The 17,758-nt window shown below is 35.8% G+C and carries 10 protein-coding genes; all 10 read left to right on the top strand.

Translation table 11 applies throughout. The features are described from left to right. Positions 1 to 408: 408 nt before the first annotated feature. The 10 genes from JMW64_RS08295 (at position 409) to JMW64_RS08340 (ending at position 17,712) form a co-directional block, all read left to right on the top strand. Positions 409 to 1,314 (top strand): helix-turn-helix transcriptional regulator, encoded by a 906-nt coding sequence (locus JMW64_RS08295; protein ID WP_201554106.1) that lies wholly within the window; start codon positions 409 to 411, stop codon positions 1,312 to 1,314. Next, complete coding sequence (locus JMW64_RS08300; RefSeq protein ID WP_201554107.1) at positions 1,315 to 2,313, top strand: dynamin family protein; 999 nt, start codon at positions 1,315 to 1,317, stop codon at positions 2,311 to 2,313. Positions 2,314 to 2,330: 17 nt separating this feature from the next. Further along, complete coding sequence (locus JMW64_RS08305; RefSeq protein ID WP_201554109.1) at positions 2,331 to 4,631, top strand: dynamin family protein; 2,301 nt, start codon at positions 2,331 to 2,333, stop codon at positions 4,629 to 4,631. A 106-nt stretch (positions 4,632 to 4,737) separates the two neighbouring features. After that, complete coding sequence (locus JMW64_RS08310; protein ID WP_201554110.1) at positions 4,738 to 5,733, top strand: hypothetical protein; 996 nt, start codon at positions 4,738 to 4,740, stop codon at positions 5,731 to 5,733. A gap of 20 nt (positions 5,734 to 5,753) precedes the next feature. After that, positions 5,754 to 9,014 carry a helicase HerA domain-containing protein gene (locus JMW64_RS08315; RefSeq protein ID WP_201554112.1) on the top strand — a complete coding sequence of 1,087 codons (3,261 nt, stop codon included), beginning with the start codon at positions 5,754 to 5,756 and terminating at the stop codon, positions 9,012 to 9,014. Beyond that, positions 9,011 to 9,640: an HNH endonuclease gene (locus JMW64_RS08320; protein WP_201554114.1), complete on the top strand. Its 630-nt coding sequence runs from the start codon at positions 9,011 to 9,013 to the stop codon at positions 9,638 to 9,640. Before JMW64_RS08315 ends, JMW64_RS08320 begins: the two co-directional genes overlap by 4 nt. Before the next feature lie 10 nt (positions 9,641 to 9,650). Continuing rightward, positions 9,651 to 10,022 carry a DUF6985 domain-containing protein gene (locus tag JMW64_RS08325; protein ID WP_201554116.1) on the top strand — a complete coding sequence of 124 codons (372 nt, stop codon included), beginning with the start codon at positions 9,651 to 9,653 and terminating at the stop codon, positions 10,020 to 10,022. Positions 10,023 to 10,064: 42 nt separating this feature from the next. Then, on the top strand, positions 10,065 to 10,739 hold the full coding sequence (locus JMW64_RS08330; protein WP_201554118.1) for a HEPN domain-containing protein: 675 nt from the start codon (positions 10,065 to 10,067) through the stop codon (positions 10,737 to 10,739). A gap of 1,084 nt (positions 10,740 to 11,823) precedes the next feature. Then, the gene (locus JMW64_RS08335) at positions 11,824 to 14,253 is read left to right on the top strand and encodes a site-specific integrase (protein ID WP_201554120.1); all 2,430 of its coding nucleotides are present in this window, start codon (positions 11,824 to 11,826) and stop codon (positions 14,251 to 14,253) included. Positions 14,254 to 14,259: 6 nt separating this feature from the next. Then, the gene (locus tag JMW64_RS08340) at positions 14,260 to 17,712 is read left to right on the top strand and encodes a tyrosine-type recombinase/integrase (RefSeq protein WP_201554122.1); all 3,453 of its coding nucleotides are present in this window, start codon (positions 14,260 to 14,262) and stop codon (positions 17,710 to 17,712) included. Positions 17,713 to 17,758 lie beyond the last annotated feature (46 nt).

The raw sequence follows: 17,758 nt of genomic DNA on the forward strand, positions 1-17,758 counted from the left end.
TTAAGCTCTATGACACAACCTGTCACTTACTTTGGCTAAACTAGTTTTTAGTACAATACATCGAGAAACAAAGTATAGCTTAGCAACTGAACTATTGAACTATTGAACTATTGAACTATTGAACTATTGAACTATTGAACTATTGAACTATTGAACTATTGAACTATTGAACTATTGAACTGTTGAACTGTTGAACTGTTGAACTTCTTAAATCTAACCTACTTTTCAGTAAATAACGTCCTATCCTGAAAATATATTAATAATGTTATCAATCACTTGCTACGGATACAGTAAAAGAAAGTTCAAAAGTAATTGATAAGTACCGATTATAGTGCATAATTACATTTTTGTTATTTTTTAGTAACTCAATGCAACTGAGAGCAGAGTTACCTTGCAAATTGAGTAATTATGAAACTGGGAAAGCATGAGAAACTTGCGTATCGACTATCTGACATTATCGTTAGACTCAACGCCGGCGAGCGTCTGAATATTTTTGAATTAGCAGATACCTATAAAGTCTCTATCCGTACTTTAAAGAGAGATTTTCAGGATCGTTTGACCTTATTAGAGCTCTATGAAGAAGGTCCACAGTTTTATTGCTTGCACCCTAGTAATATTGGATATCTAGATATAGCAGATATTCAGCGCTTTGCTAGCTTTGCTAGCGTACAAGGCTTATTACCGAAAATTGATCGTCAGTTTTTCCAAAAAAAACTCAACCAAAGCATTTTCGTTAAAGGCTTCGCTTATGAAAATATAAGCGAGCGTTCAGACGACTTTAGAAATATAGACCAAGCCATTAATAGCTGCCAATATATCGAATTTGATTACCGCAAGGTAGTTGACTATGCCACCAACAATAATAGTAAACGTTACCTATTAGAACCTTATCATTTACTAAATAAAAACGGCATTTGGTACGTAGTCGGTCGCTATCATGGACAAACACGGACCTTTTGCTTTACTCAAATTAGTAATTTGCAAGTGAATACTGAGATCTTTGAATGCTGTGAAGACGTCAAAACAGAAATTATGGCTACAGATAGTCTGTTTTTCGGAAATCAGATCAGTGAAATCGTCATGCAAGTTGATGCTAAAGTTGCTGGCTACTTTGAACGTCGTAACCTACTACCCAATCAAGAGTTGATACGCAAGCTTGGTAATGGCGATTTGCTACTGGCATGTAAAAATATCCATCCAAGAGAAGTCATCCCTATCGTGCAGTACTGGATACCGCATATTCGGGTAATTAGCCCGAGTGTTGTTAAGAAAGATTTAGAATCCGCTATAAGCAAGTACTTAATGGAAATTTGAATGATGGTACAAAATAAAATAAGTCAGTCAGTAGTCAATTTTTTTGAAATTATTGTCATAGCAACAATGAGTTCAGGAAAATCAACATTAATCAACTCAATGCTAGGACAAGAATTGCTTCACTGTGCAAATGAGGCCACAACAGCGACTATAACAAGAATACACAATAAAGATAAACAGCGTAATTTTCGCGGTTCTGCATATAGACTCAAGTCTAATAGAAACAACAAAAAGGTAAGATTAAGATCTCTTGTAGACTATCAAAATATAATAGATAGCAATACTCTAAAAGAATGGAATGCAGATATTAATATAAACTATATCAATTTAGTAGGTAACATCTCTTCTATTAACAATATTAATGGAGATATTATTTTATATGATTCGCCTGGCCCCAATAACAGTCAAGACAACAATCATGAAAGCCTTACTTTTGATTTATTAGCTAATGGTCATTACAACATGATCATTTATGTATTGAACGCTACTCAAATCGGTATTAATGATGACCAGCTATTTTTATCACAAGTAAATCAAGTTGTAAAAACAAATAAAAGCAAAAAAATTATATTTATTCTTAATAAAGCAGATATTTTGGATGAAGAAAAAGGTGAGAATATTGAAAAATTTGTAGAAACTACAGTTTCGTATTTAGAAAGTATTGGGTTCATAAAACCTACTATTATACCAGTGTCAGCAATCTCTGCATTACATGCTAGAAAAGCTTTAAGCCAACAGTCTCTTACTCGGTTTGAACGTAATATGCTACAGCAAAATTTGAATAACCTAGATAACGCTAGACTTATAAAAGCCTCTTACAATATATCTAATAGTTTTAAAAAAATATCGCCACCTAATCTAGATAAACAAGACATACAAATTACAATAAAAGACGGATTAGAAATACCCAAAAGCAAAATCGAAAGTCTAATCTATTTTAGCGGGATACCACTGTTAGAAAATATTATTAATCACAACTTTAAAAAATTCAGTTTATAACATTAACGGAGTATTTCATGATTAACGTAGCTATCACACACAACCCTTTTACAGTTGAAACTTTCTTTCTTATCGATGAACAAAAACCTGAGAGTAATTCTCAGTTCGCTGAGTATGAAAATCAACGTCTGCAGCTATGGATTGAAGGATTTTTTCAGAAGTTATATGACATATTTAATGGTGAAAAAGAATATAGAATCCACTTTAAAGGGGTCGAAGCAGACTGTATTGATGTGGAAGAGGCCGTTAAACAAGCTAATAAAGACGGACTAAATGTTAAGATGTCGTGTGACATAGTACCAGGTTCAGAAGAGCGTCTAGAAGACATTCAACAGCTTGTATTAGAGGCAAAGCAAGATCCGTTATTTAAACAGTATGTTGATACTCCCGATATACAGAAGAAGTTTGATACAGCGTTTGACAAAAACTTTGATGTCTATGTAGTGGCAACCATGTCGTCTGGTAAGTCTACCCTGATTAATGCTATGTTAGGTTGCGATTTATTGCCAGCATTAAACGAAGCAACCACGGCTACGATTGCTAAGATCACTGATAACGACAATATGCCACAAGGTCACTTTACAGTAAGCTGCACAGATAATGAAGACTATATAATCAATGAGGAACAAAAATTAGATCTTACGACAAAAATAGGCGCGGACTCGGCATCTCAGTTAATGAGCGAGTGGAATAAATCGCCTGAGATATTTCGGATTAATGTAGAAGGAAAAATACCTGCAATAGAAGAACGGGAGAGTGTTCGCTTAGTTCTGACAGACACTCCAGGGCCTAATAACAGTCAAGATATTGAACACAACCTGACAACTATGCGATACATTGGTGATTCTGATCGTAACCCCTTAGTTCTATACATTCTAAATGGACAACAACTTGGCATTAACGATGATCAAAGTCTACTAAAACAAATTGCTGATGTTATGAGTAAAGGAGGCAAGCAAAGCAAAGATCGTTTCATCTTTGTTATTAATAAAGCAGATGTATTTGACCCAGAAAAAGGCGAATATGTCGAAGATGTTGTTACACGTGCTAAACAATATCTAGAAAATAACGGTATCGATAATCCTTTGGTATATCCAGTATCTGCCAACTTAACCTCCCTATTTCGTAAACGAGAGTTGAGTATTGACTTATTAACACGTGCAGAGCGTAATCAATTGGTAGCAATGGAAAACTTATTCAATGAAGAACCACTGATGGATTTGGTTCAATACATGCCTTTATCTAAAAAAACTCAAGAAAAAATCAATAGTAAGAAATATCCAACAGCATTATATCGTAGTGGCCTACCCGCAGTTGAGATGATGATAGACGACTATATCGAAAAATACAGTCTTCCTAACCGTGTAACACGAGCCAACCAAGCACTCAGTCAGATAATACAACAATGTACTAATGCTGCCGAACTGCAAAAGTCTCTTGAAGCCGACCAGCAGGCCCTTGATAGTCTACAAGAGACTATTAATATATTACGTAAAAAAGAAAAACAAGCATTCAAAACAGATGGTTATATTACTAAATTAAAGAAACAGCAAAAAGGACTAAGACAGGAGACAACACAAGCCTTTATGCAGAAAGAAAAAAACCTAAGAGAGACTACCTTTGACTTTGGAAACAAATTTCAAGGCGAAGCCTCTAAAAGACAAGCTCAAGAGAAAATTAAAAAATTAACTCAAGATTTACAAAGCGAGTTTAATTTACTCATTATCAATTTAGAAAAAATTATTGAGGCTGATCAACTAGAAATCCAGACAGAATTAGCGGCAGATTACAATAAATATATAACCAGCTTATTTAATGATGTATCAGAATTAGAACTACCAATGTTAGAAGGCTTAAAGAACCAAATAGCATCTTTTAATATGTCTTTAGAGCAGGATGAGGTACAGGTTAAGCATCATACAGTACAAACGGGTACTAGAACTGTTAGTAATTCAACATGGTACAATCCTTTTAGTTGGTTTAGTACAAAAGAAGAAGCTGTTTATGAGATTCAAGAAGAAGAGTTTGTTAGTCTTGATGATTTATGGGCGACACGAGGTCCAGAAATAGATGCTATGTTTGAAAATCTTTTTGCAGAAGCAGTAAAGAAAGTTAAAGATAACAGTAATAAAACTATAGATATATACATTGATTTTATGAATGAAGAGTTTGGCGAACGCTTTAATAGTCTAATGGCGGATCTAGAAAATAAGATTAATGATAAAAACGAACGTGAGAAGGCTATTAATACGGCTAAAGCAGAACTTAGTCATATTAGTACGTTTAACACTAAAATTACCAGTATTTTAGCTTTATAGGCGATTATCTTTTATAGGTATAAATAGAAGTATATTCTATATTTAACTAATATTTATACACCGTAAAACTCTAATTATTTAATATCTATATATCCTAAGGCACGTTATGAACACAAAACATAGTAAAAATGAATTTATTGAACTATCTGCTGATGGTTCGATACCAGCTAAAAAATCTCAGAATATTCTTGATAGTATACCCTTAACTGATTTCGTAGAATTTAATGATGAAATATATCCCATTAGAAAAAATAAAAGTATGTGGAGTGAAGACTATTTTCGAGAAGAGCTGAGCCTGATAAAACATAAGGAATTCTCCAAAGAGCGTTGTGAGCATATCGTAGCTGTAAAACATTATTTGCAATATCAAGAAGTAGCAGGTTTTGGTATTACTGACGAGCAACATACCCCTACAGTCACCGAAACCTCCAAGTCGGCACTAAAAAGTAATCATAAATCTCAAGAAGTTGATGTCAGTCTACTATCTAAAAATCCTGATGCTGATGTCTCAAAGGATATTCTCAGAGAATATAAACCCAAAGAAAGTTTACAGCTAGCAATCTCAAAAAAAGATATAAGAGCTGTACAAAACATCATCAAGTTTGACTTGAAAAATAATCGGTTACTAATTGAAGATATTATTCAAGAAGTTATGTTTGTAAGTCAAAGTATGCCGGAAGCCTTTTTTGAATATGAAGAAGATAAATTTTGTCTTGCCATAGATGAAAATAGTGGTAATTGGAATAAAGATTATTTTCTTTTGCAGCAAAGCTATCTTAATCATAACTTCGCTATAAAAAGATTAATACATCTCATTAACGTGCGTGATGACTTAGCAAAAAAAGGTGTGGAAGGCTTTGAGCATATTAAGGTTCAGCCGACACCTCAAACTCAAGCTAAGCCAAAACCTAAGACAAGGGCTCAGCCTAATCATACTTCTAGTAATAGCTCAGAACACACTAACTCAAGTTCAGATCGCAGTCGCTCAAATAGCGGGCAGTCGTCTCAGAGAAAGCAGGAAGATGGCTTTATAAAGACAGCTATGAAAATAGGTGGTGCTGTTCTAGAACACATACGGGCTTTAATAGCGAAGATAAGATAACTATAAAGATAGGATAAAACATGACTAACCAGATAGCACTTGCCACTAAAACAGAAGCTAAACTTATACGACAACAAGCATTCAATGCCCTGCAAGATGCTAGTAATCTTATCAATAAAAGCTATCTATCGGAATTACGCTATTGCGATATTGCGCCACGATTTGATCACAAAATTAACTTGAGCTCTGACGTTAGAATCTTTAAAGTTGAGCGCATCGTCCTTGAAAATAAGCAATCAGTTTTAGAGAATATGACAGCAGCTTATAACGCACTAGGTGCGGCTGGTTTTTCTGTATTTATATTCTTAGATTGTGATGGTTCTGAAACCCACCTATACTTAGGTACTCGTGGGCAGTCAGGTCGTGTTCAAGGAAGTACAGCAGGCCAACTATTACAAGAAACTTTTAAGGGTCATTTTTCTGGTAGTGAGCTTTTGCCACTCAATGGTTCAGAAACTAAAGTTTTAATGGATGGTCTATACTGCGAAAATCATGATGGAACATCTACTGTCCAGTCAGTCACTGCAGTTACTGGTGTTCCTTCTCTATCTGTAGAAGAGAGAGAGCACTTTATGCAAGGGCTCGAGCGCTTTATTGATGCTGCCGAAGGACATAATTATTCTGCAATTATCCTAGCTGAGCCAGTTACCCCTACGCAGCTTTCTCATATTCGGTCTGGTTACGAAAGTGTCGCCACTCAACTCTCCCCACTGCTAAAGCAGCAAGTATCGTATGGTGAAAATGATAGTGAAGCTATGAGCTTGTCTATCAGTCATGGGCTCAGCCAGTCATTAAGTGATAGCTTAAGCCAAACTGAAACCTCTGGCGTTACAGAAGGAACAAACACCTCTAAATCTTATGGGACTTCAGAATCACTTTCTGAACAAACCAATAAATCTAAAATAGCGTCTTTTGGTGGAACGGCTATCACATTAGGCGCTACTGTAGTAGGTGGCATGTTGAGTGCTCCATTAGGTGGTGTAGTAGGTGCTAGTATTGGCTCAATGATTGGTAGTAATGTAGGTAGAATGCTCAGTGATCCATTCACTGAAAATCAAACCACTGGCACTAGCTATACAGAGTCGCAAGGAATTAATAAAGGTACTAGCTTTAGCAATGCAGCAGGTCGAACTACTGGTGAAACAAGCACTGATAGTAAAACTACGGCTAAATCAGATACACAGACTATAGGGTCAAGCCGTCAACTAACCCTTGATATGACCGATAAAAGTATTGAGCAAATGCTTAAAAAAATTGATAAACAGCTAGAGCGTGTCGATGAAGCATCTCGCTATGGGGGATGGCAAACAGCTGCGTACTTTATTGGAAATAGCACTGCCTCATCTGAAACGCTAGCTAGTATCTTCTTAGGTTTAATGCGTGGTGGCAACTCAGATACTGAAGACTTTGCTTTGACTACATGGGATAAATCTAACAATCGTAAAATGAAAAGTGTGCTTGAATGGTTGAAGGTTCTTAACCACCCTAGGCTTAACGCTAATTTTTTCAATACCTTACCGCTTAAATATTTAACTCCCGCAACATTAGTCTCTGGTAAAGAGATGGCTATTCAGCTTAGTATGCCACGCCGCTCTACTTCTAGCACTGCTGTGGTCGAAACTCAGGCATTTGGTAGGCAAGTCAAATCATTGGATGGTCATAACATTGCTACTAATAAAAGTATCGAGCTAGGTATTATTCGACACTTGTGGAATGACTTACCACAAAAAGTTAGCCTAGATATCGATAATTTGACCAGTCATGTATTTATCTCAGGCTCAACAGGATCAGGCAAAAGTAATACGGTCTATGAGTTAATGTATCAGCTACAGAAAAAGAATATTCCATTTCTGGTTATTGAGCCTACTAAAGGTGAATATAAACATGTCTTTGGTCATCTAGATAATGTTCATGTTTTTTCAACCAACCCTTCCCAAGCTCCCCTATTAAAAATTAATCCTTTTAAATTCCCGAAAAGCATTCATGTTTTAGAACATATCGACAGACTGGTTGAAATATTTAACGTGTGTTGGTCGATGTATGCTGCGATGCCTGCTGTACTAAAAGATGCCATTCTTCAAGCTTATGAAGCCAGTGGTTGGAATATAGATAACTCATATAATTATTATTCCGAAGATATTTTCCCAAACTTCACTGACTTGTTAGAGTCAATTAACAACGTTATTAATACGTCCGCATATTCAGACGAAGTTAAGAGTAATTATATTGGTTCCCTTGCAACGCGGGTTAAAAGTTTGACCAACGGTTTGAATGGTCAGATTTTTGCTTCTGATGAGATTGATAATGATACACTTTTTGACTCTAATGTTATTATTGACTTAAGTCGAGTTGGTTCACAAGAGACAAAATCTCTGATTATGGGTATATTGATCATGCGCCTTAATGAGCGCCGTATGGCATTCTCTGGCATGAATCAACCCCTTAAACACGTCACTATCCTTGAAGAAGCTCATCATCTTTTAAAGCGAACATCTACTGAACAAAGCTCTGAAGGGTCAAATGTGACTGGTAAAGCCGTTGAGATGCTTTCAAATTCTATCGCTGAGATGCGTACTTACGGTGAAGGCTTTATTATAGCTGACCAATCACCAAGTGCGGTAGACAGTTCAGCGATACGCAATACCAATACTAAAATTATTTTGAGACTGCCTGATGAACAAGATCGTCGCTTGATCGGTAAAGCAGCGGCAGTCAGTGACGATCAGCTTGAAGAGATTGCAAGGCTACCTAGAGGCGTTGCTGTTATTTATCAAAATAACTGGTTAGAGCCTGTCCTTTGTAAAATCAACCGTTTTAGTGGGGAAGAAAAAACATATGAGTGCCCCACTACTACACAAGTTACTGTGGGCAATCAGCGTAAAGAGTTTAATCTTCACTTAGCAAGGTTGCTACTGCATAAACGAATGGATGAGACAGAGCCGTTTGACTTACAGATACTCAAAGATGGTGCTAAAAGATATAACATAGCTACTAATTATAAGATTGGGTTGCTTAATTCGATACGACAAGTTGAAAAAACTGGTCATACAACAATTTGGTCCGATCATACTAATGCAATAAACTTGTTGCTTTCTGTATTAGGTATACGAGAAACGATTAGTTCTCAGTTAACTCTTATGTCAAGTGAGGTGGAGCTGAACGTATTAGCGGATACCTTACTAAAAAATCATTTAACTCAACTATCAGCTAATATGACACGCAGTATTCATAGTGATTTAAGCACTGCCTGGAAAAACAGTTCTAAGGGTATGATTTTATGATTGAGTTTATCAAACAAACTGAGATTTTCAAAACACTTGATAAGTCTATTCTTGATGAAAGAATATTCTCTAAAGATGAGTGCTGGGATACCTTTCCGCCAAATAAAGAAGGTGACATATTTGCTAATGATCAGCCTTGGTCTACAGAGCGTCATCCACAGTCTGTCGAAATCATCCCATCTAGCACCTACCTACCAGTAAGTAATGGTGAGTGGATAGGTGAAGTAGGCAACTCAGTATGGAATCCTGACGATGACTTTATACCTTTGAGCGCTAATCCAGATAACTTGACTTGGGGTGAGCTCAAGGAAAAATATGGTATTGATGGAATATCTTTTAAAGACGGTGAACCAGACTTTTCAGAAGTAATGAAAGATGAAGTAAAAATAGACAACTTCACAACTGAAAGAAATAAGAACTTTCCTCAAGCCGATGAAAAGCTTGCTGAAAAGTGGGAATGCACACCTAGAGAGGTTGCCAATTGGCGTAAAGAAAATGGTTATACTTGGCATGAATGCAAAGACTGTCAAACTATGCAACTTGTTCCTTCTGAAGTTCACAATAACGTCCCTCATGAAGGTGGTATATCTGTTGCCAAAAAACAACTGCTAACTACAAATAACTAAGGATTGTCAAATGGATATTTCAAATCTATCATTTAAATATGGCTGGCGGAAACCTATCAAATTTAAGCTTAATGGACAGGACTTTGTAATAGATTGCGTTTTCAGTGCGTTTCAAGGAGAGCAAGTTACTAATGAGCAAGAGCGATCCTACAAACTTTTCGATAACAATCATTCAGACTTTGAGTTAAAAGTTTTAGAACTGTTAAACGATTATACAAAGACAAACAATATTAGTAATTCTGTGGTCCAACCTACTGCATTACAATTTAACCGTGATGGAGAGTTTGCCTTACTATGTAATTGTTCTTGGGATGAGGAACATGGTATAGCAGTTATCCTTCATCCTCAGCAGAAAGTGACTATGCAAGACGACTTTCTATAATTCGGTTTTTAACTATGAAAAACTATAGATGATACCAATCAAATGCCTGATGTAATGTTGAACCGCTACCAATCCCAAAAGTCTGAATTCTCTGACCCTTTTCGCTTACGTATGCACCGCTCTTTGAGCTGGCTTGCTAAAGCGGTCAGTGTTAATGATGATGATATTCGCTTTATTACCTTATGGATAGCCTTTAATGCCGCTTACGCTCGTGAAGTGGCGCTATTTGCGAGTAGCTCTGAGCGCAGTGAGTTTCGGCGCTTTTTACAGTTAATATGCCGATTAGATACTGACCAAAAAATTTATAAACTAGTATGGGAAACATATTCTGGTAGTATTCGTATACTGTTAGAAAACCAGTATACTTTTCAACCATTTTGGGACTACCATAACGGACAAATCAGTCAACAGGCTTGGGAGGAGGACTTTAAACGCGCAAAAGATAAAGTACATCGCGCATTGAGCAACAAGGATACCCATACAGTACTAGCTGTAGTTTTCGACCGCTTATATACGTTACGCAATCAAATTATTCATGGCGGCGCTACGCATAATGGCAAAGTAAATCGGGCTCAAATCAAGGATAGTGGCGCTATTTTGTCCTCTATTTTGCCATTAATGCTAGAGATTATGATGGCGCATCATAGCAAGATGGATTGGGGTAAACCTTTCTATCCAGTAATAGATAAAGAAGCATATATAGTCAGTTCACTATAGAACTGAAACATCCTATATTATAAAATTATTTTAGGCAGATTATTTTCTATCCAGCCTTGGCATAGAAATTTATACTATGACCATTTTTTCGACTGGATTTAGCTCAGGACTGTAGGGCAGTAGAAATAATAAACGATTACCATACCTATTAAGCAGTCTTTACATGCGTTTGTGAAAACTTCCATTGTCCATCAGGATCACGCACTTGGTCTTAAGAATTGGAATTAGCGTGTACTTAATCTATTCATAGAATATATTGTCGTTAATATTTTTTTAAATTAATCAAGTATAAATAGCTTATTTTGTATAATAACCAATCACTTTAGTACATTTTTTTGCTTGCTAATTATAGTTATCGAGACAAGGTTTACCTATCGCTGTATAACTATAAGGTTTCATATTCAGAGACGCTCTCATGCATATAAAACATAGGATAGCCTTGATCTATATATTCATTAAGCATACTTAAGTGTTTAGCTCCTTTCGTCAAACCTAGCTTGATAACAACTAAATTTAATTATGCGGGTTAGCTTCCGACTGTACCCTTCCCTTGGTTACTTGGCATACATCCTGAAACACTATCAGACTATGGATTATAAAGTGAAATTAAAACAATACTCACTCAATTATATATCAGAGCAGTTTATTACTTACCATGACGATTTTAAGCAACTTTACATTCTAACTTATGAGATCTTATCAAAACTAGAAGATGGTTTTCTTGAGATAGAGATTGAAAGAGCACTAGCAGCTACTACATTTGTTACAATCATAGACAAAAAATTCATCTTCTTAAATAACTATATTTTAGCAATCTTTTGTAAGAGACACATACAGCAATCTACAGATAAGCAATTACTTTGCATCTACGTTAACAACAACGAATTCCCTGAATTTCATAGGCTGGAAACTATTTTTTATGAACTTATTAACTTTATCAATAGAGCCATTCGTAGCCAAGAAAATCTAAATTATTATAGAGTACATAAAGATTTGATAAAGATTTTGACCACAGAACAATGTCAGTATTTATTTAATATCAATAGCTACTCTATCTTGCTATTTTGCAGACACATGAGTATTCATGAAAAGACATACGATAACGCGCGGAATAAGTCAAAAAATAGCGAGAAATATAATGCCTGAGGATGGTAGTCAAGTCGTTCTATTGACTAATAACCAGCTTATTGAACAAGTTGATTTTTTAAGCGTTGAAGATGAATATAACTACAGTGAGAACTGGATAGCCTCACTAAAGGAAATTGCCACTTCAATTAATTTAAGCATTCAACGACGATCGCCACCTTTAATAGAGCAATTAATAGCTATAAAAAATGGTTTACTTTTTCAAGAAGAAGTCGGTAAAAAGACGCTTAATGCATTACCTCCGATTCTACAACCACTTTTCTTGTTAGCTAACTTAAGCGATGATGAGCACAAAGAAATAATATGGTTATGCATATCCATTCACACGTATTTATTATTATCACATCACAAAAAAGCAAAGACGCATTTAAAGAATATAATTAACCGATTCAAATTACCAGTATTTTCCAACTCTAAGAACAATCGATGGATTTGGGAGATATTACCAAAACTTGACGATCTAGAAGGGTTATCAAATACAGTAGACTTCATCTATTTATTCTTTGTAGGACAATTGAGAATAGTAGCGTACGAACAAGAAGTACGAAAAGAGCTACTAACAAACACTGAGGAAAGTGAAGCAACAGTCAAATTTCGCAGTACGAAATTTAAACAGCTTGATGCGATTGTTAAATGCTTTGAGCAAGCCTACTATCCTAATAAGAAAATTACTCGCCAGCGCAAAAAGAAAGATAAATATTTAGATCCTTTTAAAAGCGAAGCCACCGAACAGTTAGCTGATTTTGTGGATGGTTCAACTTGGGTAGGGAATAATTATTGGAATCAAAATAAATATGATATTGAAAGCGATGCGCCACATTTATATTATCAGTATCCTGCAATATCAAATTTTGATTATGAACTGTATTCACCAAACTCCAGAAAACCTAGAAATATTGAAGAGTACATGGATACCTTAGAACGTCCACTAATTGTCAGTTTAGATTTACCTGATAAGAAAGTTCGTTACATGCAACCCTTACAAAGAATAGAGAAAAACGTTCATCACAGCTATATTAGTCAGCGAGAGTTAGAGCTTAACTCTAATGTCAGAACGCTTTCTGTAGCAGGCTTAAAACAGGTTTTTGGCAGATTAGCGATAGATTCACATCGACACGACTATAAACACAATAAAGCCTCTTTAATCTTACTTTTATCAATGATGACAGCTGTTCCTGTAGAGTTTCTGATAACAACTGGTTTCATTGCAGATTCTGGGTTATTCACCGTTTTAGAAAATACTGCATATTTGCAGTATCAGCTACAAATCACTGATCGTAAGCAGGGTTATGATGAAAGTATTCATGAAAATCAAAAAAGCATCATCCGCCTACCTATGCCAATGGGGTTAATAAAATTTCTTTCTCATGCAAGAAACTTACCAAATAAAGAGGACATTCTAGACTATATCCACACTATAAAAGAAGAGATATATCTGCCTTATCTATCAGTAGTACGTATTGAAACCGCTTTACATATTATTTTACACAGATATATTCATGGTAGTAATCAACATATTGCCGATCTGATTTGTCGAATACCAGCCTCTCTTGCACCTTCTACCTACTACAGCAGTCATAGTAACGAATTTCTTATTAAACATTATCATCAAGCCATAGAGCTACTTAACTATGACAATCAATTAGACGATAGTTTTATTAACCAGCCCAGCACCCGAACAGATTTTACTACCGGCTCTGGGTTTGCATTGACATTAGAATACGTCAATATTTTTTTACAGAATTTATCGGGGTGGGTTGATGATGACGACAATAGAGAGGAGCACTTCAACAGGTATAGCGCTCTCATTTGGATCCAATTTTGTTTGCTGACTGGTACTCGTCCAAATAATGGACTGACTAATGTTAAAGATATTGACTTAGAGGTAGGTTGGTATGAAGTTGCAGATAAACCTAATAAGGTGGCCAAAAACCATCGGCTAATCCCATTGTGCCCTACTCTTTTGGCAATTTTAAAACAATACCAATTATTTCTTATCGATTATCAGCCTTATGCGACTGCTAAGGTCGATAAACTTATTCATCAGATTACACAAGAACAAGATGAGTTAACCCTGCTTAATATGCTATCAGATAGTTACGATGAACTTATTAAAATTAAGCGAAGCCATATCTCAAAATTATTATCAGACTACATGCCTTTTGAGGACTCTTATTGGACACGGCACTTCTTACGTACCCAACTTGAAAAACTTAACGTCTCAATGATCTTGATCAACACAGTGATTGGTCATGAGAAAAACCGACAAGAGGCATTGGGTCAATTCTCATCAGTAAACAAGCAACAAATCTGGCGAGTGCGTGATACTTTAGAGAAGATCGCACAACAAATGAATTTAAGAATGTGATAGCGAATGAAGCCATTAAAAAATAAATCAAATAACGACAGCCACATGCCGCGCAAAGAATTAGCAAAGCCGAATCAAACTAAGAGACCTAAACCTAAGAAAAAAGGTAGGACTCGTGATATAACAAAACAGCCCGTTAATCCTTCAATTATAAATAAAGATATTTTTCCACCTAAAATCATTGCTGGGTTTACCGAACGAAAAGGCGATAAAAGCATATTGAGCGTAAACCAAAGTGACGTATCAATACGTACTTATCAAAAGTATGAATTGCTGAATATATTTCAAACTCTATGGGACGACATCCAAAAACAAGCGTTCCAAGACTTTCAAGATCTAGTCAATCAAACGAACGTAGATAAAAAATTTTACGACTACAAGATACTTTCAACAGAGAAATACAAAAATATCTACCTAGAAAAACACCCTAATCCAACTGATAATAATAAGTTAAACCAATGGGAAGTACATTATGCTGATTATTTAGAACAGTTAGCATTAACGACATACCCACTTGATGAGCAGTACTTCGAAGGTTTTTTAAAACAAGCAAAAAAACTGATACATCAAGTCTGTTCTAAAATTTATACTTCAATGGCTCAATTTCGCTATGCTTGGGAGGTTTTGACTAAATTTGTTAGCTACTACAACACGTTTTATATGCAATCAGAGTATCACTACCCCTTACCTAGCGAACCTGTTCTAGTAAAGGAAAATCCACTCTCAATTGATGAAAACTGGGTAAAAAATGGCAAACTTTTTAATAAAATAACTAAAGCAGTGATGGCAGACTGGGCGGCGGCAAGTAAAGATCAAAATCAGTCCTTAGCGTCGCTTGTTTTCTCACTAATAGCTTTTGGCGGGATTAATGATAAAGAATTACTGGTTGCTTTAGTCAATACCCTGTTAGATCAACCAGTCTTAACTGCCTTCAACGATCATCATGTTATTGTTTCTGTACGTTACCCTACAAAAAATTATGGTAACGAAAGAATAGAATCTTCTAATGTAAAAAAGAGCTCTTTATACATTACTCAGCAAATCTCTCTAGACGTCATCAGCCAATGCTGGTTGTACCGATGTAGAAAATTTAACGATATTTTCAAGGTTAGGACAAGCACAGATATTGAAATATTACTAAGGAACAATCTAAGTGAGGTTTTGAAAGTACCTAAAAGCAAGATTCCTTCTTTATCATGGTTGCTAAGTTATGCAAGTTATCACTGGGAAATGATGCCTAATGTCTTTGTTGATCAAGCACTAATAGGAGTTGGACAAGGCAAGCGTAAAACCACAGGTCTACTCACAGATGATTTTTCCACCTTGATAAATAAAGAGTATAAAACTAACAAACCATTTTTATCAGTCGAGGTACCTCTATCCAAAGTCAGCAAAAATACCGTAAGGTATGCTGAGCTGGCCGAAGTCCGCAAGATAGATATCGTTAAACGTATTTATAAAGAATTAGACAATCATTACAGCACTTGTAAGCAAAAAGAAAGAATCAAAGACAACGAATATGATATTAACTACTCTTTAACGAACATGTTAAATAAAGAACGTGATATTGCTGAAAATATTTTAATAAAGTTTGTATTATCTAGATCTAATGCAACGCCCCGTCCCAAAAAAGAAACTATTCAAGGCTATTTGAGCTCGGTAGCTTATGAATGGCTTTATTTCTTATCAGGACAGCCTTTAAATACTTATAGTAGTGAGGATTTTGAAGAATGCTACGAAGAGATTTTAGAGCATAAAGCTGTCTATCGTAATAACAAAGATACTCAATACTCAGCAAAGCTGCTGCAGCGTCTACATGACATAGGGGTTAAGTACTATCATTTCCCTAAAGTAAGGATTAAAGAAGCTCAAACACAAAGAGTGGTACGTAGCGAATGGATTTCACCGCTAGCTTATCAAGCAATCCTGTTAAACATACCAAAGCTTGTTGATCCGCTCGAGGTCGATATGTACAAACTGTTGTTTGTTTTAGCATACCGTACAGGCATGCGGAAGAAAGAATTGCTTGGATTGAGGTATGAAGATATTGAAGGATTTACCCTTGGTGAACCGTCGCTAGTTATTCGTCCAAATATCTACCGCAGCACAAAAACTCAAGGTAGTATCCGCCGAGTAGCAGCCTTTTCATTACTATCTGATGAGGAACTAAACTTTTTTAATCGATACGTACAACTGAATGAGCTCCACAAAACAGATTATATATTTAGTCCCTCATTTGATAAATACCCAATTGATGACACCGAACCTCTTGCAGTACTGAGAAAAATATTGAGCTTATTCGAAGAAGCAAAGGACCATACATTTCACGCATTTAGACATACAGCAATTACCAATTTATCACTGATTTTGAATGCTGACGATCAGCTTGTGAAAACATTAACTGGTTACAGTGATCAACATATTGCCAAGATAAAAACTGGGCTGTTAGGAGTTAATCATGATGCTCAAGATAAATGGTATGCCATTTCAGGAATAGCTGGGCATGTGTCTCCTAACCGAAGCTTTGAGTATTATATTCATTCAGCAATGCTTATGACTACATACGCTATTGCCAATACAGAAATGCAATTAGATTACGTTATCTTTAAAAATATTACTGATATTAGTAAAGACAGGCTCAAGTCCAATAGTATTCCAATTATCGATAACAAGATATCTATCTCCGATACTCGCAAGTTGACAAAAAAAATAACCTTAAATCAAAGTCGAGATATTCCAGTGAATCTTGCTATTGATATTGCTGATCGGTTCAAGGAAAGTGATGTGTTCACTACTAACATGGCAGATGATAGAGTTCACCGCTATGGCATCAATCAACTCATCAAATTCTTACATCTGCTAGAGGAAAGTGGCGATATCAAACTATCGTCAAACCATTCATTTATAAAGTTAGAAGATGGGCAGATATTTGCCAAACGCGCTGAGAAAATAGCCCAGATTACTACTAGCCAGGGGAAGTGTCGCTTCATTGAAACAACTGATCAACGACAACCAAAGAGCATTAAAAGTAGAGAAAACTATGAGCTCCTACCCGTTATATTAAAATCAGTTTGGAGCTTACGTGATCAGCAACATGCAGATTACCTGTGGTTTCTACAGATAGTTAGACAAAAAATCACTATTAATAATGCTTATCTTTCATTTCCAGTAAAAGATATAGAAGAATTTCTAAGGTTTGCACAGATCAGCGTGAGGCTTTTACCTGCACAGTCGTGGATGATTGCAGGTAATAAACATGTAAAAGCGGCTCTTAACGATATCTATAGAACTACTGATAAAAAACCAGAGACCTCAAAAATCATTTTCAAGCCTTATAACTCTAGCACTATCAGATTTGGCATTTGTATTACTAACGAACAGGCATCAAATGGTAAAGAATTTTCTGGCTTGCTAAAGTTTTTAGTACACCTTTTTATGATAGTGGATGATGAAGTCTGATAAATATTCCCTGAGAAAATACGGTAGATATACAACCATATGATAC

Source organism: Psychrobacter immobilis (genome assembly GCF_904846065.1).
Lineage (GTDB): Bacteria > Pseudomonadota > Gammaproteobacteria > Pseudomonadales > Moraxellaceae > Psychrobacter > Psychrobacter immobilis_H.

Coding starts and splice junctions, on each gene's coding strand:
- JMW64_RS08320 (WP_201554114.1), top strand. CDS start 9,011: ATGATTGAGTTTATCAAACAAACTGAGATTTTCAAAACACTTGATAAG.
- JMW64_RS08325 (WP_201554116.1), top strand. CDS start 9,651: ATGGATATTTCAAATCTATCATTTAAATATGGCTGGCGGAAACCTATC.
- JMW64_RS08330 (WP_201554118.1), top strand. CDS start 10,065: ATGCCTGATGTAATGTTGAACCGCTACCAATCCCAAAAGTCTGAATTC.
- JMW64_RS08305 (WP_201554109.1), top strand. CDS start 2,331: ATGATTAACGTAGCTATCACACACAACCCTTTTACAGTTGAAACTTTC.
- JMW64_RS08310 (WP_201554110.1), top strand. CDS start 4,738: ATGAACACAAAACATAGTAAAAATGAATTTATTGAACTATCTGCTGAT.
- JMW64_RS08295 (WP_201554106.1), top strand. CDS start 409: ATGAAACTGGGAAAGCATGAGAAACTTGCGTATCGACTATCTGACATT.
- JMW64_RS08335 (WP_201554120.1), top strand. CDS start 11,824: ATGAAAAGACATACGATAACGCGCGGAATAAGTCAAAAAATAGCGAGA.
- JMW64_RS08340 (WP_201554122.1), top strand. CDS start 14,260: ATGAAGCCATTAAAAAATAAATCAAATAACGACAGCCACATGCCGCGC.
- JMW64_RS08300 (WP_201554107.1), top strand. CDS start 1,315: ATGATGGTACAAAATAAAATAAGTCAGTCAGTAGTCAATTTTTTTGAA.
- JMW64_RS08315 (WP_201554112.1), top strand. CDS start 5,754: ATGACTAACCAGATAGCACTTGCCACTAAAACAGAAGCTAAACTTATA.